This is a genomic window from Pseudomonas sp. Z2-11, assembly GCF_054161305.1.
This window is the reverse complement of sequence record NZ_CP096395.1, coordinates 1,453,128-1,470,635: the sequence shown is the minus strand read 5'-3', so window position 1 is coordinate 1,470,635 and position 17,508 is coordinate 1,453,128. Positions and strand designations below refer to the sequence as shown.

20 protein-coding genes are annotated in these 17,508 nt (G+C 53.8%); 14 read left to right on the top strand and 6 right to left on the bottom strand.

Features of this window, described 5'->3' with window-relative positions; translation table 11 throughout:
• Positions 1–289 precede the first annotated feature (289 nt).
• Positions 290–550 carry a hypothetical protein gene (locus M1E16_RS06490; RefSeq protein ID WP_458129466.1) on the bottom strand — a complete coding sequence of 87 codons (261 nt, stop codon included), beginning with the start codon at positions 548–550 and terminating at the stop codon, positions 290–292.
• 79 nt (positions 551–629) lie between these two features.
• On the opposite strand from M1E16_RS06490, the gene M1E16_RS06485 reads away from it, so the two are divergent.
• Positions 630–1,361, top strand: coding sequence for a LexA family protein (locus tag M1E16_RS06485; protein WP_458129465.1), 732 nt, complete (start codon positions 630–632; stop codon positions 1,359–1,361).
• A gap of 22 nt (positions 1,362–1,383) precedes the next feature.
• Here M1E16_RS06485 and M1E16_RS06480 read toward each other — a convergent pair whose 3' ends face one another.
• Positions 1,384–3,279, bottom strand: coding sequence for a P-loop NTPase fold protein (locus M1E16_RS06480; RefSeq protein ID WP_458129464.1), 1,896 nt, complete (start codon positions 3,277–3,279; stop codon positions 1,384–1,386).
• 205 nt (positions 3,280–3,484) lie between these two features.
• Here M1E16_RS06480 and M1E16_RS06475 point away from each other — a divergent pair, with 205 nt between their 5' ends.
• The 10 genes from M1E16_RS06475 to M1E16_RS06430 all read left to right on the top strand — a co-directional run bounded on the left by M1E16_RS06475 (position 3,485) and on the right by M1E16_RS06430 (position 9,261).
• Positions 3,485–4,069, top strand: coding sequence for a hypothetical protein (locus tag M1E16_RS06475; RefSeq protein WP_458129463.1), 585 nt, complete (start codon positions 3,485–3,487; stop codon positions 4,067–4,069).
• A gap of 10 nt (positions 4,070–4,079) precedes the next feature.
• Positions 4,080–4,364: a phage antirepressor KilAC domain-containing protein gene (locus M1E16_RS06470; RefSeq protein ID WP_043042006.1), complete on the top strand. Its 285-nt coding sequence runs from the start codon at positions 4,080–4,082 to the stop codon at positions 4,362–4,364.
• The gene (locus M1E16_RS06465) at positions 4,351–4,530 is read left to right on the top strand and encodes a hypothetical protein (RefSeq protein ID WP_334597255.1); all 180 of its coding nucleotides are present in this window, start codon (positions 4,351–4,353) and stop codon (positions 4,528–4,530) included. The genes M1E16_RS06470 and M1E16_RS06465 overlap by 14 nt, the downstream gene beginning before the upstream one ends.
• Positions 4,523–4,852, top strand: a complete 330-nt coding sequence (locus M1E16_RS06460) for a pyocin activator PrtN family protein (protein WP_458129462.1) — start codon at positions 4,523–4,525, stop codon at positions 4,850–4,852. Before M1E16_RS06465 ends, M1E16_RS06460 begins: the two co-directional genes overlap by 8 nt.
• Positions 4,853–4,895: 43 nt before the next feature.
• Entirely contained in the window at positions 4,896–5,324 is a 429-nt protein-coding gene (locus M1E16_RS06455; protein ID WP_458129461.1) for a hypothetical protein, read from the top strand.
• The gene (locus tag M1E16_RS06450; RefSeq protein WP_072348350.1) at positions 5,321–5,542 is read left to right on the top strand and encodes a hypothetical protein; all 222 of its coding nucleotides are present in this window, start codon (positions 5,321–5,323) and stop codon (positions 5,540–5,542) included. Before M1E16_RS06455 ends, M1E16_RS06450 begins: the two co-directional genes overlap by 4 nt.
• Positions 5,539–6,381, top strand: a complete 843-nt coding sequence (locus tag M1E16_RS06445; RefSeq protein WP_458129460.1) for a hypothetical protein — start codon at positions 5,539–5,541, stop codon at positions 6,379–6,381. The genes M1E16_RS06450 and M1E16_RS06445 overlap by 4 nt, the downstream gene beginning before the upstream one ends.
• Positions 6,378–8,120: a DNA cytosine methyltransferase gene (locus tag M1E16_RS06440; RefSeq protein WP_458129459.1), complete on the top strand. Its 1,743-nt coding sequence runs from the start codon at positions 6,378–6,380 to the stop codon at positions 8,118–8,120. The genes M1E16_RS06445 and M1E16_RS06440 overlap by 4 nt, the downstream gene beginning before the upstream one ends.
• Positions 8,117–8,320: a helix-turn-helix transcriptional regulator gene (locus M1E16_RS06435; RefSeq protein WP_458129458.1), complete on the top strand. Its 204-nt coding sequence runs from the start codon at positions 8,117–8,119 to the stop codon at positions 8,318–8,320. The genes M1E16_RS06440 and M1E16_RS06435 overlap by 4 nt, the downstream gene beginning before the upstream one ends.
• Before the next feature lie 77 nt (positions 8,321–8,397).
• Positions 8,398–9,261, top strand: coding sequence for a hypothetical protein (locus M1E16_RS06430; RefSeq protein ID WP_458129457.1), 864 nt, complete (start codon positions 8,398–8,400; stop codon positions 9,259–9,261).
• A gap of 12 nt (positions 9,262–9,273) precedes the next feature.
• On the opposite strand, the gene M1E16_RS06425 is transcribed toward M1E16_RS06430, so the two are convergent.
• The 3 genes from M1E16_RS06425 to M1E16_RS06415 all read right to left on the bottom strand — a co-directional run bounded on the left by M1E16_RS06425 (position 9,274) and on the right by M1E16_RS06415 (position 15,532).
• Positions 9,274–10,455: a tyrosine-type recombinase/integrase gene (locus tag M1E16_RS06425; RefSeq protein WP_458129456.1), complete on the bottom strand. Its 1,182-nt coding sequence runs from the start codon at positions 10,453–10,455 to the stop codon at positions 9,274–9,276.
• A 486-nt stretch (positions 10,456–10,941) separates the two neighbouring features.
• Positions 10,942–14,727, bottom strand: coding sequence for a beta strand repeat-containing protein (locus tag M1E16_RS06420; RefSeq protein ID WP_434699701.1), 3,786 nt, complete (start codon positions 14,725–14,727; stop codon positions 10,942–10,944).
• Between the two features lie 328 nt (positions 14,728–15,055).
• Positions 15,056–15,532, bottom strand: coding sequence for an Lrp/AsnC family transcriptional regulator (locus tag M1E16_RS06415; protein WP_434625549.1), 477 nt, complete (start codon positions 15,530–15,532; stop codon positions 15,056–15,058).
• 145 nt (positions 15,533–15,677) lie between these two features.
• Between M1E16_RS06415 and M1E16_RS06410 the strand changes: the two genes are divergently transcribed.
• From M1E16_RS06410 to M1E16_RS06400, 3 genes are all read left to right on the top strand, one after another.
• Entirely contained in the window at positions 15,678–16,307 is a 630-nt protein-coding gene (locus M1E16_RS06410) for a LysE family translocator (protein ID WP_458129455.1), read from the top strand.
• 282 nt (positions 16,308–16,589) lie between these two features.
• On the top strand, positions 16,590–16,802 hold the full coding sequence (locus M1E16_RS06405; protein ID WP_458129454.1) for a type II toxin-antitoxin system HicA family toxin: 213 nt from the start codon (positions 16,590–16,592) through the stop codon (positions 16,800–16,802).
• A complete protein-coding gene (locus tag M1E16_RS06400; RefSeq protein ID WP_434569513.1) occupies positions 16,803–17,213 on the top strand; it encodes a type II toxin-antitoxin system HicB family antitoxin in 411 nt (136 codons plus the stop codon).
• 148 nt (positions 17,214–17,361) lie between these two features.
• Here M1E16_RS06400 and M1E16_RS06395 read toward each other — a convergent pair whose 3' ends face one another.
• Positions 17,362–17,508, bottom strand: coding sequence for a hypothetical protein (locus M1E16_RS06395; RefSeq protein WP_434569514.1), 147 nt, complete (start codon positions 17,506–17,508; stop codon positions 17,362–17,364).

Below are 17,508 nucleotides of genomic sequence, written 5' to 3'. Positions count from 1 at the left end.
GGTGATACATTTGCCGCGTGGCTTGAAAGGGCCCAAACGCCGGCTAGATCTTAGGGATCGATACCGGCACCGTGCCGGGGCGAACAATCCGTTGTTCACCCCTGGCGCAACAGCTGCCCAATCTGTGGTGGAAAAGGCAGCAACACCAAGGCTTCCGAGCCTTGGGAAAGCGCGATAAAGAGAGGTGGTTTGCATGTGGTGTGCCCGCCTACCTTTATCGCGACCCGACAGCGCTGTGGTGGTGCGTGTCGGGAGGAACTGGGCGACCTTTGGGTCGCCTTTTTTCTAGCTAGGCGACGGCCTTGTGTGGAGCTGATGCGTTCAAAAGCCAAGACGCTTGGAAACCATTGCCTTTCCGCATCGCCGCATCTGCCAGTAGCTCAGCGTATTTTGTTTCACCGGTGTAATCGGTTCGCGGCAGGCATGCAGCCTGACGCCACTTGTTCAACGCCTGACAGCTTCTATTACATACCTTGGCGGCGGCCCCAATGCCGCCTGCAGCTTCGAAAGCGAACGCAATAGCGCTCGGAAAATCAGCGGGGTCCAACATGTCAGCCTCCATTTATCAACTTACGGTTGATGTTATAGATCAACTGACTATTGTGCAACCTTTGTGAGAGCATCAACCCATGGTTGATAAAAATACTCTCCGCGCAGCTTTCAGCGAGCGCCTACACGAAGCACTTGATGATGCGGACGTACGACGCCGAGGCCGAGGCGTAGACATCCATCGTGAGCTACAACGTCGGGGGGTAAACAAAACTACACAAGCTATTAGCAAATGGTTGAATGGAGAAGCCTTTGCCGAGGCAGATAGCATGTCTGCCCTTTGTTCATGGCTGAAAGTTCGCCGGGAATGGCTTGAGTACGGCGTCTTACCAAAACTTCCTTTGGGTGAGAATGACAGCCGTTCATCTAGCTCTGCCGATGAAAGTAATGTAAGCGTGGTTAGCCATCGGTTCGGCAAGGTTCCATTAATTTCATGGGTGCAAGCTGGAGCTTGGTGTGAAGCCATCCCAAATATAGAGTCTTATGATTCAGACTCTTGGCTATCTTGCCCTGTTCAAATAAGTGCTCACGGATATGCTTTGAAGGTTCTTGGCGATTCGATGACTAACCCCGGACCAGGTCGGAGCTACCCTGCCGGGTGCATTATTTTCGTAGATCCAGAAGCCGAAACTAGGACAGGGGATCGGGTAATTGCAAGATTACCTCGAACTAACGAAGCTACTTTTAAGATATTAGTAGAAGATGCAGGCCGGCAGTATCTCAGACCAATTAACCCGCAGTATCCGATAATTGAAATAACGGAAGAAACTCACATCTGCGGGAAAGTTGTTGGCGCCTTCGTTCCAGAGTAGTCAACCAAAGTCAAAACGACTCTCAGCAGCCCATTTCAGACTTTATACCATACATATTCTCAACTCTTATTGAGTTAAGCTTATTATCGGAACCAACAATGCGCAATGCCTCAACCACAGCGTTTCCGATGGTAGCGTAAGCTATCGAATCGGCCTTATTGGCGGTGGACAAATTCCGGAAGGATAGCAGTCCACTACGAAGCTTTGTGGTTAAATTCTCAGGCGTAGACCGCAGCCATTGCACATAATCATCAGCTGTCATGCTTGCTAGATATGCAACATCCTCCGGACTCCAGGAGCGCTCCGTTCCCACTCGCCATGAGATATCGTCAATATTTAGATTCTTGCCAGCCTTACCTGCTTCGATAACTTTCGCTCTAAGAACTTCATTTTGTACGCGATCTAAGTGCCAGGAAGACATGACTGAGCTATCTTGGAAGCTCCGTTCGTGGACAACCACGAAGTCCTCGATATATTCATCAACCGCCTCCCCCAACTCTTCTAGCATATCAATCGCAGAAGAAAAATCTGACAAAGAAATTGTCTTCAACTCCGTATCAAGGACTTTCTTGAGCCGCTGTGTAAACTCATCTCCATCGTCACCAAAAGAGTCATGATAGATTTTCCACGCACCTCGCAATTCAGCGTCAACATTACTTACCCGATATCGCTCCTCTACTTCTGCAAAGACAGTTAAAACAGCTTCTTCTTCGACGAATCCACGCTCAAGATAGCTACCAATTCGCGCGTCGAATTTTGATTCCGACATTTGTAGTTCAACATTCATGTTTTTGAATGCTAACTGCCCCTCAGTCAGGCTATCTGCACTGGAATTAAGATAATTAGCCCATGAGCCTGCGGCCAAGCTACTACGAAGATCAGAATAACTTATGAAACCATTACCTAAATAATAGGAAGAACACAACACTGCTGCGTGCAAATAGAATTCACAGACAAGCCCTGAATCCTTATTATTCAAAAACGATGCATGTGCGCTTAGCAAAGCTTTCAGCTTTCGAAGCACTCTAACATTCTTAACACCAATTTTTAATATTACAGACCTGAGAAAATCGTAATGATCAAAATCTGGAGAAAACACATGATTAAAATTCGTTTCGCACGACGGACTATACAGCAATTCTGCATCCACAACTTTTTCGCGATATGACTCAAACTGTTCTAAATCACCGCTGCCTTTATCGAAGGATTTTTCATTAAAAATCATGACAACCTTACAAGATTTCCTCTGAGCCAACTCATCCGCCAGTCCCATAAACTCTTTGATGCTCAGCCCGCTTCCTTTGCGCTCAATATCGTCAAAACAGACCACATAGTTATTTACCAAACTATATTCAAAACTTGACATAAGGCTAGAAAACTTATCCAGCATCGGTATTTTTTTGGCGTGTCCGGTCAGAAATCCCAAAAAAGGAGCTTTCGATTTCGCCAAGTCCAATGCTGACTTGACTTGAGGAAATTTCGAGTAGAGCGTACTGGACTTCTCAAGTTCCCTTTCAAAAGATTTTACTATCTTTTCGTCCGACGCGATGGCCCTACCATTCTGAAAAATACTCGCTCTAATATCAGCAAGAGAGTTCCTGCCAAAAAGCGAAACGTAGCTATATGCAATCTGACCTAAATCTTTTTTTTGTATACGACCAGCAATGTATTCTTCCCAAAAAAAAGTTTTCCCAACTCCCCAATCACCCCTCAATACTATGACTCCAGAGTTAGATTCAAAAAACACATCTAATGATTTTTTTAGGTAATCCATACGATCGACTTCCATTGCTGGGGGCTGAGGATCCACATCATAGCAATGAGCCACCCCGCGTTCACTATCATCGTGCCAAATCGACTCACAGGTAAAAATCAACGATCGGTTGTTGACATACATCAACCGGTGGTTGATATTCATCTCACTCTTCCACCACAGAGCGAGGTAAAACCATGCACACCACTGCATCCCTACACGTACATCCGGCCGTAGCCGACCTAACTCGGATCTTCGAAGTGAGGCGCTTGGCACGCAGTCACGGCTGCACCTTCATTCCGTCAAAACCTAAGCCACAGGCTCATACCGCACCGACCTCTTTCGATCCAAACGACGGAGGCCGGGCGGCATGAGCAAATTCAGGATCGACAACCGCACACTGACGTTGCTCAGTGCCCAGGTGAACCTCAGCGGGACATTCAACCACACCCTACGGTCCACGCCTCGACGCGATGTACTGGCGTTTCGGTTGAAAGTGGAACGCAACAAAGTGGACAGCACCTTCACAATTGAGTTGGGTTCAGAGCGCCACACGCTGACCCTCCCCAACACTAAGAAAACGCACTTGAAGCTGGCCGACTTCATCGAGGAGATCCTCAACGGCCCTTTTGAGCTATCTGGAGAATCCCACCCGCTACGACATGCAGAACGCGAGTACGGTGCTTTTAGCACTCAGCAGCGCGAACGAGTTCTCAGGCTCGTATGCACGGGCGGGTTTATCGACCTGGACCTGGGCTTTGAGCTACCGATCCGGCTCGCCGTGCACCGGACACGTACACGCTCGGGAATCACCGTTGTCATGAGCATCGGCGTCAAAAGCCCGCGTACCAAGTGCTTCACCGTGTATGGCACCGACGCCGAGATGTACGAGCAGGTTTGCGAATCCATCAACCACCTGGCTGCGCTGGCGACACCCGCCGCGCACGCCGCTTAGGAGGTATGCCATGGAGCGCAACCTCGAAAAGACCGCCAAGCACCTCGGCCTGACCCGTCCCGCCCTGATCAAACTCATGCGCGAGAAGGGTCTGCTCACCGACCGCAACCTGCCGGCGTTCCCCGTCCGCGACCGTGAATACCTTCGGGTCAAGGACAGCAACTGGTACCACGACACGCTGGGCATGCAGTACAGCCAATCGACACGCGTCCGGCAGGCCGGCATCCCCTGGCTAGCGGAGCAACTGGGCCTCGACCTTCCTGCCATCCCGGCAGACAACCGTGACGTGGCCTAGGGAATACGCCCGCCAGATCATCGCCCTACGCACCCTCAAGGAGCGCAACGCCGCGCTCCTTGAGGTGCCGGAGCATCTGCGCGAGTTGACCAAACGCCATTGCCTCAATGCCTGGAATCACCCGGCCCGAAACAAACGCATGGAGAGCCCCAAGCCTCATGACTAGCCAGCCTCAAAACCCGCTGCGCCTGATGCCAGCACCGGAGACGGCCACCGTCGAGCTGCTGTATCGCACCTTCGGCGACGTGCTTATCCCCCTCGAAAAGCTGCGCGTGCAGTACTTCCGCAACCTCAACGAGCAGTCGTTTGCAGCCGAAATCACCAGCGGCCGCATTCAACTGCCCGTGACCACGCTCGACAGCAGCCGCAAGGCACCGAAGTACGCGCACATCCGCCACGTCGCGGCACTGATCGACATCCAGGCCTACAAGGCCGACGAAGTCCACGCGAAGGCTCAGGCCGACGCGACTGAAGAACCCCAACCGTAACGGCTGCCACCACCAGCCACCCAAACCACCAGGAGCACACCACATGACTGCAATTCAAATATGCGCGTTGATCGCACTGATCGCCGGTGCAGCCCTCATCTACTGGACCGGCTATCGAGGCGGTCTTATCGATGGGCGCATTCAAGGTCACGAGGCTGGCATCGAAGAAGGCACGAACGACGAGCGTGCGGCAAACGCCAAAACCATTCGCGAACTAAAGGCATCGCTCAACTTCATCCGCGCCGACCACAAGCACCTCGCAGCCCATGCGAAGCGGCTGAGAGAAAGCCAAGCCTTTGGCCCTCAAGAGCGCCAAACGCTTATGCAGATCGCAGAAAAACTGAGGCTGGCCTCAGACACCTTCCGCGCCATGAGTTCGAAGGCCCAGGCACAGCAGGCGCTCGAACTGCGCGACAAAGCACTGGGCATGGCCGCGCTGCTGGATCAGGTCAAAGTGGAGGACGCAGCATGAGCCGCCACAGCCCGATGCTACGCCTCTCGCCTCAAGATGCCGGCGTGCTGCACCAGCAACACGCCAAAGCCACCGCCGAACTGCGCGAAGTGACTCGATTCCGCAAAGAGTTCGACCGGCAACTGTCGCTGCTGATCGGCTACGACGCCCTGCGCAAGTTGCACAAGGATACCCAGAACGCTCTGCTGCTCGCCGACCTGGTCAAGGAGGCAGCATGAACTGGATCCTCACCCATACCGGCAAACGCTTCGACCTGTTCGAGCAGGACGTCGACCTGATCGATCCACGGGATGTTAGAACGCTAGATGCTGGAAATAGCACGCTCCCGCAGCCTGATGAGCGGTATAAGAAAACCGTTATTTCGAGACTAACTCAATCGGAAACTGTTTCTACGATCGCGCAGGTTCTTCAATATCTCACTGAGTTCCGTTTTATTCACGCCCAACTCCTCCAGATAAAATTTCAGATTTTCTCGATCGGAATCTCGAAGTGTTCCTTGGTGGAGCATCGCGTCCTGAAAAATCCCACAGGAGTTACTTATCCTTTTGAGGGCCTTCAATATTGGTCTGAGCGCTTGCTCGCTCACGGGTTGGGAAATAGCAAGCATCAAAGCCTGATGGACGCTTTCAAGACGCCTTGCACTCACAGGCGTATCGTCACGGTTTTTAGCGTTCCTGTAGGCCGCGGACAACGCCGCGTGAGCTTCTTGAACTATCCCCTCTGCCAAGAGCACCGCCCGTATCTCAATGCCGAGCTCGGACTCTTTTCCAGCCCTCTGTTCGAGCGCATGTGTCTGTCTCGCAACCAAAAAGGCTCCAACGATAGCGCCGATGGAACCTATTGCTTGCACCCAAGCAGCCGCGCTTTCACTCGACTTTGTAAACAAGAGGATGAAAGCGCAGCCGATAACAAAAGCCCCAGCAGGAGAAAGCGCAATTTTGAGCAGCGTATTGGTTTTGAAGCGAATTTCCTCAGGGAACATAGCTGGCTCCAGGCCATTACAAAGTCGGCGATTCTGACCAACTCTCATCGTCTCGTCCATGGGGTGATGGCATGACGTCCTGCACTCGGCCACTTAAAACAATTGTCAAAACTCAGTTCGGCCTCAACTTTTCTGGTGCGCTTCGGGTAGACCTATTTGCAGGTGGTGGCGGCGCAACCATGGGCCAGGAAATGGCTACGGGCAAAGCCGTCGATATCGCGATCAACCACAACCCCAAAGCCATCAGCATGCACAAGCGCAACCACCCAGGCGCAGAGCATTACATCTCGGACGTCTATGAGGTGTGCCCCCGAAAGGCGACACGAGGCCGCCCCGTCGCACACCTACACGCAAGCCCCGAATGTACCCATCACAGCCTTGCCGCCGGAGGTCAACCACGCAGCAGTGCCAGCCGCTCCCTGTCGTGGGTCACCATCAAGTGGGCCGGACAGGTCAAACCCGACCTCATCACTATGGAAAACGTCTGGCAGATCCTGCAATGGGGCCCCTTGATTGCTAAGCGATGCAAAACCACCGGTCGGGTGGTTCGCCGCGATGGCAGCGTGGCCGCACCTGGCGAGCGCGTTCCGGTCCAGGATCAATACCTGGTGCCTGATCCGAAACGCAAGGGCAAGACCTGGCGCCGCTTTCTGCAGATCCTCAAGAACATGGGGTATGACATTCTGCATGGAAAGCTCAAAGCCTGTGATTTTGGCGCTGCTACTACGCGTGAACGCCTTTACATGGTCGCTCGATGCGATGGCAAGCCACTGTATTGGCCGGAGCCGACCCACTTCAAGGCACCCGCGAAAGGCCAAAAAGCTTGGCGTAACGCAGCCAGTTGCATCGACTGGTCGATCCCCTGCCCGAGCATCTTCCTGACGAAAGAAGAAGGCAGTGCCGCTGGTGTACGCCGGCCATTGGCAGACAAGACCATGGAGCGCGTGCGCAAAGGTGCTCGCCGCTATGTGGTCGATCACGCCGACCCGTTCATCGTAAGCGTCAACCACTCAGGCAATGACATCGCTCGATGCCAGTCCGTGCAAGATCCAACCAAGACCATCACCGGCGCGCATGGCTTCGCCCCGGTGACGCCACAAGTCGCGCCTTTCCTCACAGAGCACGCCAATGCTACATCCCAGCGCAACATGCCTGCTGATGCGCCGCTGGGGACCATCTGCGCACAAGTCAAAGGCGGACACTTCGCTCTTGCCGTGGCCTACATCGCACAGCACAACGGCGGCTTCAACGAGACGTTGGGCCGACATCCAGATCAGCCACTTACATCCATAACTACCACAGGCAGCCAGCAACAGCTGGTAACCGCCAATCTGCTAACCCTGCGCAAGAACTGTGTGGGCAGCGCGATGGAAGAGCCGATCTCAACTATCTGTGCCGGCGCAGAACATCACGCGCTGCTCGAGTACACACTCGCACTAGACGTTGAGGAAGGCGCTCTGCGCGTTGCCGCTTTCCTGATGGGGTACTACGGCACCGACAACATCTACGACCTGCGCGACCCGGCTGCCACTATCACCACACGGGATCGGCTGGCACTGGTTACAGTGGTGATCAAGGGCACACCGTACGTCATTGTCGACATTGGCATGCGCATGCTGACACCCCGGGAGCTTTACCGAGCCCAGGGCTTCCCGGACAACTACGTGATCGACCATGGCCACGACGGGCGGAAATTCAGCAAGAAAGACCAGGTACTGATGGTGGGTAATTCTGTATCCCCATGGCCGATGATGGCCCTGATCGGCGCCAATACAGATCGGGCCGATGATGAGTTGATGGAGGTGGCGGCATGACCACCCTTGATCGTTATTTGAAGGAGGTAGAGGTACTTTCGGTAACGTCGCTCTCACACGCCACACTCTGGCGTGAAGTGAAAGCAAAACGGTTCCCAGCTCAAGTCCGCATTTCACCAGGGCGAGTCGGCTGGAGAGCATCAGAAATTGCATCCTGGCAAGCAGATCCAACGGATTGGCAAGTGAAGACAGCAGCCTGAGTTCAATTGCAGTGTTGGACAAAACAGTGCGGAGGCGCTACATATGGCCTTCGCATTTTTTATGTTCGGATAGCCTTATGACAAGTGAAACCATAGCCGAAACTACTGAGATCTTATCGCAATCTTTCGCTGAGTTCCTAGAAGCCTCCCCACCAAATCAGATAGCGCACATCCATGACTTGATGGATTTGAAGTGGAATGGTGCCGGCCAGCACTACTACTTGAAAACACCCGAAATACAAATTCATTGTTCAGAAGAATCTTGCAATGGCGTTCGCTTTCATCGCTGCATTGAGGGAGATAGAACTTCAATAAGAGCGGAAACCAAAATTAACTGCTTCATAATCTATCGCTGCTCAAACTGTCAAAAACATAAAAAAATATATGCCATTACGGTTTACAAAGAAGACCAAGAAGTTAGCGGGACGTTGATAAAATATGGTGAAAATCCGGTATTCGGCCCTCCCGTTGCAGCAAGACTTCTAAAGCTAATCGGCCCTGACAGAGATAATTTTTTAAAGGGCAGAAGGTGTGAAAATCAGGGATTGGGGGTTGGAGCATTTGTTTATTATCGGCGTGTAGTGGAACATCAAAAAAATCGAATATTTAAAGAAATTGTCAAGGTATCTGAAAAAATTGGCGCTCCGAAAGAAAAGGTAGACATCCTGAACGCCGCTCTATTGGAAACCCAGTTTACAAAAGCACTAGACATGGCAAAAGATGCTATGCCCGAAAGCTTACTTATTAACGGCCATAGCCCACTGAAACTTTTATACAGAGCATTGAGTGACGGCATCCATAATCTTTCTGATGAAGATTGCCTAGGCTACGCCGCCAGCGTTCGCGTAGTGCTTGGCGAACTATCTGACCGCTTGTCACAGGCTCTTAAGGACGAAGTAGAAATCACCAACGCCCTCAATCGATTATTGACGCCCAAGTAGAAACAACAGTGTCTAAACTCCACCGTTGTGAATTTTGGCCTCTGTTTCCAACCATGAGGCCCAAAGATCAAGGGCGGTCTGTTTTTCTTTAAAATAGTCGTAGCGATCATAATGCTTTGATGATACATCTGAAAACGCATGCCCTTGGATGCGGTCCCGAATCTCCTTGCTAATGCCCGCTACGCCCATCAAGGTTTTACAAGTCCTGCGGATATCCCTGAGAGTGAACGGCCCTGTGAAACTTTCTTTATTTCTTGAATAAAGCTTAGTGACTGCTCGCGATAGCGAATTAGTATGTATCGAATCGTTTAGGTCCTTGCCAGCGAATGGATACGGATCGCTGGTGGTGAGCATTGACAATCGTTTCAAGCAGGCCAAAGCCAAATTATTAAGCGGCACAACATGCGCGGTGCGCTCCCCCGCTTTGCCTTTTGCATCCCTAATCAACATGTGATCCTTGTGGTACATGCTCCGGTCCGAGGTCAGCAACTGGGTGGGCCTCTGGCCCCCCGTGGCGATTAGAAACTTGATTAACTCAGATGTCACGATACTAAGCTCTTCCGGCAGCAAGTTCCAAAGCGTGCCCAGCTCCTCAGCCGATAGCGCTCGCTCTCCAGGCTTCTCCCAATCCTTCTGCACCGGCACGCCGGCTACAGGGTTGTGCTTCAGCCCAAACTGAACTCCGTCCTTCAGATAGTCCCGAGGATTATTTTCCTGATTGAGCCCGTGCTGAAACGCCGCATGCAGCCGGGCTCTGACTCGATTAGTAAATGTGGTCACCCCATCCTGAATCATCTTCGACAGAATATCCTTGATATGACCAGGCTCAATTAAAGAGGCTGGCAGCTTCGCAATCTCTGGATGCGGCTCAGTGACGTACTTCTTAAATGACCATTTCACATCATCGTGTGAAGCCGCACCTTCGGCCTTGAGCTTTGAAACATACGAATCAAGCAGCAGGGAGAGTGAGCCGCCGGACGCGTCCGTTTCACCCGCCTCACTACATAGGATCCGTGCATCGGACAACGACAAATCCGGCCAATTACCCAGCTTTTTGCGCCGGATTTTCTGCTGGATGTAGCGAACGTAATAAAGCTCCTTGATCCCAGTAGTTTTAACCTTTACCACCAGCACACCGCTACCACGTGAACCTCGCTTATCGGATCGCGTGTAATCGGTCTTACCAGGTTTCATGGATCGTATCTGTTTGTCTGTCAGCATCGCGTAAGGTGTCTGTTATAGGTGTCTGTTAGTCCGAATCAACACAAGATTACCTGATATCAAATGAGACGAGAAATAGGTTTTCAACCCACTGATTTATAACGATTTTTAACAGACAAAGAGACAGCATGAAAAGCACTGAGATTCCATGCTATCCAGCTTCCCAAGCTGATAACGAGGGTTCGATTCCCTTCACCCGCTCCAATCGAATTCTGGTCCCGCGTCGTGATGGTTTTGACGGGGGACAAAAAAACCGGCTCCTGGTGGCCGGTTTTTTTTGGTCTGGGGTTTGTGGGGGCACTCGCTCCGCGATTGTCTTTTTCTCTAAGGAGCCAGGTGAAAATCTTTGCCCGGTTCAAGCAGTACCGGGCAAAGGGCGACACACTAAAGACTATTACGAAAGCATATGCATTTTCCTGCCGTCACCAATATGTAGCGGCAGGAACGCTGCCTTGGCTGTCAGGAAAACATATCATTGGCAAATGTGTTGATGCCCACCAGACTGATGAGCTGCATATCAGCTGTCTGGATCTGTTCGATGGTGTCGTAACCTGCATACCAATCCTTCAGGCGCACACCTTCTTGCGGTGCCTGTCCCGGAGTGAAACTTGATCGGTGCAGATAGAGGTCATCACCGATGCGATCAGCCAACAGTTCAGAGCTATCGATGTAGGACAAAACCAATTTGTCACCGCTGCTGATACCGTCGTCCTGAATCGTCACTAACTTTGGAGTATCGATGGTGTAGATATCCTCACCCTCACCGCCGTTAGCAAAACCGCCGGTCTGCAATATCAGCCTGTCATCCCCCTGACCTCCTGACAGTGAAAAGCCCACGCCTCTACCGGTCAGCAGGTCGTTGCCTTCCCCACCGTCAGCCATGCCATGTATCACAGTGATAGTGTCATTTCCGGCCTCACCGTAGGCTTGAGTCCCCTCGTCGCTCGCAGTCGTGACGATGGTGTCGTTACCGCCGCCGCCGTACAGGATGTCTGCCTGCGGCCCGTTCGCCGAGCTATCGACGCTGAAAGGTCCTATCCAAGAAGTCAGCCCACCATAGAGGAAATCATTGCCGTCACCGCCGTCGATGACGTCGTTGCCCAATCCACCCTCCAGATAATTAACACCCGTGTCTCCAACCAGGACATCGTTGAAATGACTGCCCAACACATGTTCGATGTTAAGCAATACATCACCTTCGGCATCGCCACCTTGATTGATTTGCGTCTGCAAGTTGATCGAGATGCCTGTTGTACTTGTAATGTAAAAAGCACTGTCCAGACCTACCCGGCCATCGATTACATCTGCCCCGGCTCCACCAATGAAGATATCCTTCAGACCCGAGCCCGATAGCGTGTCGTCAAAATTGCTGCCTTGAAACATTTCAATGTTGGCGTAGGTCTGACCAGCAGCCGCCCCTATGTTCGTGCCGTTGGTCAGGTCGATCGTCACCGCGCTGTCAGACTGTTCATAAGTGACCAGATCGATGCCAGCCGCGCCATCGTGCGCCACGGGCGAACTACCACCGTAGAAAATGTCGTTGAAATTCGATCCTCTGATCGCCTCGATACCGGTGTAGGTATCACCCGCCGCGATCCCGGAATGCACGCCCGTCTTGAGGTTGATGGCCATGGCTGCTTTGCTGTCGAGATAGCTCGCTATGTCATAGCCAGCACCGCCTATGAGCTGATCCGCTCCCGCGCCACCGTACAGTGTGTCGTTACCCGAACCGCCGGTAATGATGTTGTCGCTGTCGTTGCCATAACCGGTAAATGCACCAGTGCCGACGTAGGTCAGGCGCTCGACGTTGGCCGCCAGGACCGTGCCGTTGGCATTGATCACCGACACGCGGACTTCATCGTTGCCGCCACCGGCCTGTTCGATGATGTAGGGGGTCAGCCCCAGATTGATGTTGTATATATCGTCGCCAGCTCCCCCTTCCAGCTGTACCGTTGGGATTACGGTGTATGGGCCAGCGGAGAGCACGTCGTTGAAGGCAGAGCCTATGACGGTTTCGATATTCCCTAAAATGATGCCTTCGGCATCTCCGCCCGTGCCTGCGGTTCCCCACCCATTACGGATATCGACGTTTACCCCGGCAGTCGAGCCCGAGTAGTCGACCGTATCGATCCCGGCACCGCCGTCGAGTTGCATACCGCTGCCATCGCCAACGAACGTGTCGTTGAAATTCGATCCCCTGATCACCTCGATACCGGTGTAGGTATCGCCTGCCGCGATCGCGGAATGCACATCCGTCTTGAGATTGATGGTCACAGCTTCATTGCTGTCGGTATAACCCGCTACGTCAGTGCCAGCACCACCGATGAACTGATCCGCGCCCGCGCCTCCGTATAATGTGTCGTTACCCGAACCGCCGATTAACTGATCTACTCCCCCACCACCGTACAGTGTGTCGTTACCCGAACCACCGGTAATGACGTTGTCGCTGTCGTTGCCGTAACCGGTAAATGCACCAGTGCCGACGTAGGTCAGGCGTTCGACGTTCGCCGCCAGGACCGTGCCGTTGGCATTGATTACCGACACGCGGACTTCATCGTTGCCACCACCGGCCTGTTCGATGATGTAGGGGGTCAGCCCCAGATTGATGTTGTAGATATCGTCGCCAGCTCCCCCTTCCAGCTGTACCGTTGGGATTACGGTGTACGGGCCAGCGGAGAGCACGTCGTTGAAGGCAGAGCCTATGACGGTTTCGATATTCCCTAAAATGATGCCTTCGGCATCTCCGCCCGTGCCTGCGGTTCCCCACCCATTACGGATATCGACGTTTACCCCGGCAGTCGAGCCCGAGTAGTCGACCGTATCGATCCCGGCACCGCCGTCGAGTTGCATACCGCTGCCATCGCCAACGAACGTGTCGTTGAAATTCGATCCCCTGATCACCTCGATACCGGTGTACGTATCGCCTGCCGCGATCGCTGAATGCACACCCGTCTTGAGATTGATGGTCACGGCTTGCTTGCTGTCGGTATATCCCGCTATGTCATAGCCGGCACCACCGATGAACTGGTCCGCTCCCGCACCACCGAACAAGGTGTCGTTACCCGAACCGCCGGTAATGACGTTGTCGCTGTCGTTGCCGTAACCGGTGAATGCACCGGTGCCGACGTAGGTCAAGCGCTCGACGTTCGCCGCCAGGACCGTGCCGTTGGCATTGATCACCGACACGCGGACTTCATCGTTGCCGCCACCGGCCTGTTCGATGATGTAGGGGGTCAGCCCCAAATTGATGTTGTAGATGTCGTCGCCAGCCCCCCCTTCCAGCCGTACCGTGGGGATTACGGTGTACGGGCCAGCGGAGAGCACGTCGTTGAAGGCAGAGCCTATGACGGTTTCGATATTCGCCAAAATGATGCCTTCGGCATCTCCGCCCGTGCCTGCGGTTCCCCACCCATTACGGATATCGACGTTTACCCCGGCAGTCGAGCCCGAGTAATCGATCACGTCGATCCCGGCGCCGCCGTCGAGTCGTATACCGCTGCCATCGCCAACGAACGTGTCGTTGAAATTCGATCCTCTGATCACCTCGATACCGGTGTAGGTATCACCTGCCGCGATCCCGGAATGCACGCCCGTCTTGAGATTGATGTTCACAGCTTGCTTGCTGTCGGTATAACCCGCTATGTCATAGCCGGCACCGCCGATGAACTGGTCCGCTCCCGCGCCACCGAACAAGGTGTCGTTACCCGAACCGCCGGTAATGACGTTGTCGCTGTCATTGCCGTAACCGGTGAATGCGCCGGTGCCGACGTAGGTCAGGCGCTCAACGTTGGCCGCCAGGACTGTACCGTTGGCATTGATTACCGACACGCGGACTTCATCGTTGCCGCCACCGGCCTGTTCGATGATGTAGGGGGTCAGCCCCAGATTGATGTTGTAGATATCGTCGCCAGCTCCCCCTTCCAGCTGTACCGTTGGGATTACGGTGTACGGACCAGAGGAAAGCACGTCATTGAAGGCAGAGCCTATGACAGTTTCGATACCAATGAGCGTATCTCCCTCTGCATCGCCACCCCGTCCAACAAGTCCAGTGCCCTGACGCAAATCTATACTGATACCTTCAGTAGATGCCGAATAGTCGACAGTATCTAAACCCGCACCGCCATCGATTTTGTCTGCGCCAGCAGTCCCCTTGATGACATCGTTGCCACCCAGAGCGTTGATCTCATCGTCCCCTGCGGTGCCAATCAGTGCATCTGCGCCAGCTGTTCCATTAATGACTGCCATTTTTCTTCCTTGCTTTAAGGATGGTAGAGGAGGTTTTCGTAAATCAGTGTGTGTTCACAAAACTGAAGCATGAATCCCGGCGGTGTTTTTCGGCTGCGGCCAGTGAAGCTTGAGCGGAGATTCGTCTGGAGAATGAGCAATTAAAGTTTCATCTATTAAATTTCAGGCACGACAAAACCGCCCGATCTGAAACAACGGGATATGTTCGATTTTTTACGGTCCATTGCGCAGCCGATCCATGCTGAGTTCCATCCAGGGCCCTTCCCCCTATCGGGAAGTTGATTGGCACCAAGTTTCCTTGCGTGATAGCACGATAATCAGTATCTACTCAAGCATCTGGCAAATGCCCCAACGGCAGCGCACCCGGAGCCTTCACCGTGTTGATCGCAAAATTACTGCGAATGTCACTCACCCCCGGCAGCTTCAACAGCTTGCCCGTGACAAATCGGTCATAGGCCCGCAAGTCCGGCACCACCACTTGTAGCAGGAAATCCGACTCGCCTGACACCAGGAATGCCGAGATCACTTCGGGTAGCGCGGTCACCGCCAGGCGAAATGCCTCGGCTCGTTCATCGGTGTGCCGTTCGACCTTGATGCCGACAAAGATCGTCATACCGAGGCCCACTTCATCGCGATCCAGGATGGCTTGATAGCCGCGGATCACTCCCGCTTCCTCGAGCATCCGCACGCGGCGCAGGCATGGCGAGGGGGACAGGCCGATTTCTTCGGCCAGTTGTACGTTGCTCAGCCGGCCGTCCCGCTGCAGTGCAGCGAGAATTTTGCGGTCGAAGGCATCAAGTTTCATGATTTGGCACTTTTCGATTGAATGGATCGATCACTTGGCAGGTTATGCCAATTCTTAGAGCTTTAGAAGCTGATTACGCAAGCACCTGCCCTACCCTTCGGCCATAGACTGGCATCTCCAATCCACTGATTGCGGAGGGCATGCAATGACAGAGCTCTGGTTGTTTTTCATGGCGTTGACGGTGGCGTATCTGTTGCCCGGGCCGGACATGATCCTGGTGCTGCAAACCGGTGCCCGTCAGGGCAAGGCTGCGGCGCTGGCGACGGCGGTAGGCTTGGGCATGGCCCGGGCATGTCATGTCGCGCTGGCGGCAATGGGGCTCTCGGTGTTGTTCAAGACAGCGCCCTGGACCTTTGATGTGGTGCGCCTGGCAGGTGCTGCTTATCTGGCGTGGATCGGGTTTCAGTGTTTGCGAACCACGTTGGTGCCAAGCTTTGAAGGAGCTGACGCCGAAGTCGGAAAGCGACAGTGGTACCAAGCGATACAACGCGGTCTGCTGACCAACCTGCTCAATCCCAAGGCGCTGCTGTTTTGCTCAGTGTTGCTGCCGCAGTTCATCGACCCACAGGGCGGGCCGGTGCTGGGGCAATTCGCGATGCTCGGTTTGGTGCTGGTCGGCGTCGGCCTGCTGTTTGACAGCGCCTACGCACTGGTGGGCGTAGCGCTCGGACGCTGGCTTCAGCGATCGCCCTCGGCCCAACGTGCGCAGCAGTGGGTGTTTGGCAGCGTGCTGATTGGGTTTGCGGTACGGCTGACGTTTGTGCAGCAGTCGTAGGTCTTGTGGATATGTCTGCGAATACGCTGAAACCGGGACTGCTTCGCAGCCCAGCGGGAGCAAGCTCCCTCGCCACGGGTTGCGATCCTCCAGATGTTCCTTGCGTCTCACATCTGGAAATAGACCCAATCCGACCCTCCGCCGCCTTGTCCTGCGCCGCTTCTAGACTTCAGGACGTAGGTCCCACTCGATCCCGGTCGTCGCTAACGGTGGTTATAGTGTTGATCATTCCTTTCTGGTAGGTATAGTACCTACCACACACACACACCACACGGAGGTGTTGTGAACAGCCGATTCCTGATAAGCCAGATTGTTGCGGATGGTTGGTACCTGGTACGGATCCGAGGCAGTCACCACCATTTCAAGCACCCGACCAAACCGGGACTGGTTACGGCTCATCCCAAGAAGGACCTGCTCAAGAAAACGGCCATCAGTATTTTGCAACAGGCCCTGCTCCAGACGGCCAGTTGCCCAGCTTCCCCGGAGGACGATTGAATGCTTTACCCGATTGCGATTTCCATGGGCGATGAGCACCACGCCTGGGGCGTTGAAGTGCCGGATATCCCTGGTTGTTTTTCCGCAGGCGATGATCTGGACGATGCCATGGCCATGGCGCGCGAGGCCATCGAAGGGCACTTTGAAATTCTTGCCGAAGATGGTTCGCCCATTCCGCCGGCCAACACCGTGACGCTGCACGCGGCCAATCCGAAATATGCCGGGTGCGCGTGGGCATTGGTGGACATTGATGTGACCAGATATCTGGGCAAGGCGCAGAAACTCAACATCACCCTGCCCGGCTACCTGCTGAACCGTATCGATGAATATGTGCTGCATCATCCCGAGGAAAAGAGCCGGTCAGGCTTCCTGGCATCGGCGGCACTCAAGGTTTTGCAACAAGGACGCTGAGCAATACCTGCCGAAACACAAGAACCTGTGGGAGCGAGCCTGCTCGCGAAGGCGGTGGAACAGTCAATTTCCAAGTTGCTGACCTGACGCCTTCGCGAGCAGGCTCGCTCCCACAGGTTTGTACATAGCCCGGCCTGGGCTATGTGATTTATTTGCTCTCCGACTTGGACTCCTGCATCTGCACCGAAGACTTGGTGCCGTCGGTGTTGTCCTTGGTCTCGTTATCCGAATTGTCAAAGCAGCCCTGCAGTGCGAACAGGCAACAGGCGAGGCAGAAGGTGCGGGTGAGGTTCAT

Bases quoted from the DNA above. Each gene is read 5' to 3' on its own strand.
- M1E16_RS06490 (WP_458129466.1), bottom strand. From the start codon at position 550: ATGTTGGACCCCGCTGATTTTCCGAGCGCTATTGCGTTCGCTTTCGAA.
- M1E16_RS06485 (WP_458129465.1), top strand. From the start codon at position 630: ATGGTTGATAAAAATACTCTCCGCGCAGCTTTCAGCGAGCGCCTACAC.
- M1E16_RS06480 (WP_458129464.1), bottom strand. From the start codon at position 3,279: ATGAATATCAACCACCGGTTGATGTATGTCAACAACCGATCGTTGATT.
- M1E16_RS06475 (WP_458129463.1), top strand. From the start codon at position 3,485: ATGAGCAAATTCAGGATCGACAACCGCACACTGACGTTGCTCAGTGCC.
- M1E16_RS06470 (WP_043042006.1), top strand. From the start codon at position 4,080: ATGGAGCGCAACCTCGAAAAGACCGCCAAGCACCTCGGCCTGACCCGT.
- M1E16_RS06460 (WP_458129462.1), top strand. From the start codon at position 4,523: ATGACTAGCCAGCCTCAAAACCCGCTGCGCCTGATGCCAGCACCGGAG.
- M1E16_RS06455 (WP_458129461.1), top strand. From the start codon at position 4,896: ATGACTGCAATTCAAATATGCGCGTTGATCGCACTGATCGCCGGTGCA.
- M1E16_RS06450 (WP_072348350.1), top strand. From the start codon at position 5,321: ATGAGCCGCCACAGCCCGATGCTACGCCTCTCGCCTCAAGATGCCGGC.
- M1E16_RS06445 (WP_458129460.1), top strand. From the start codon at position 5,539: ATGAACTGGATCCTCACCCATACCGGCAAACGCTTCGACCTGTTCGAG.
- M1E16_RS06440 (WP_458129459.1), top strand. From the start codon at position 6,378: ATGACGTCCTGCACTCGGCCACTTAAAACAATTGTCAAAACTCAGTTC.
- M1E16_RS06435 (WP_458129458.1), top strand. From the start codon at position 8,117: ATGACCACCCTTGATCGTTATTTGAAGGAGGTAGAGGTACTTTCGGTA.
- M1E16_RS06430 (WP_458129457.1), top strand. From the start codon at position 8,398: ATGACAAGTGAAACCATAGCCGAAACTACTGAGATCTTATCGCAATCT.
- M1E16_RS06425 (WP_458129456.1), bottom strand. From the start codon at position 10,455: ATGAAACCTGGTAAGACCGATTACACGCGATCCGATAAGCGAGGTTCA.
- M1E16_RS06420 (WP_434699701.1), bottom strand. From the start codon at position 14,727: ATGGCAGTCATTAATGGAACAGCTGGCGCAGATGCACTGATTGGCACC.
- M1E16_RS06415 (WP_434625549.1), bottom strand. From the start codon at position 15,532: ATGAAACTTGATGCCTTCGACCGCAAAATTCTCGCTGCACTGCAGCGG.
- M1E16_RS06410 (WP_458129455.1), top strand. From the start codon at position 15,678: ATGACAGAGCTCTGGTTGTTTTTCATGGCGTTGACGGTGGCGTATCTG.
- M1E16_RS06400 (WP_434569513.1), top strand. From the start codon at position 16,803: ATGCTTTACCCGATTGCGATTTCCATGGGCGATGAGCACCACGCCTGG.
- M1E16_RS06395 (WP_434569514.1), bottom strand. From the start codon at position 17,508: ATGAACCTCACCCGCACCTTCTGCCTCGCCTGTTGCCTGTTCGCACTG.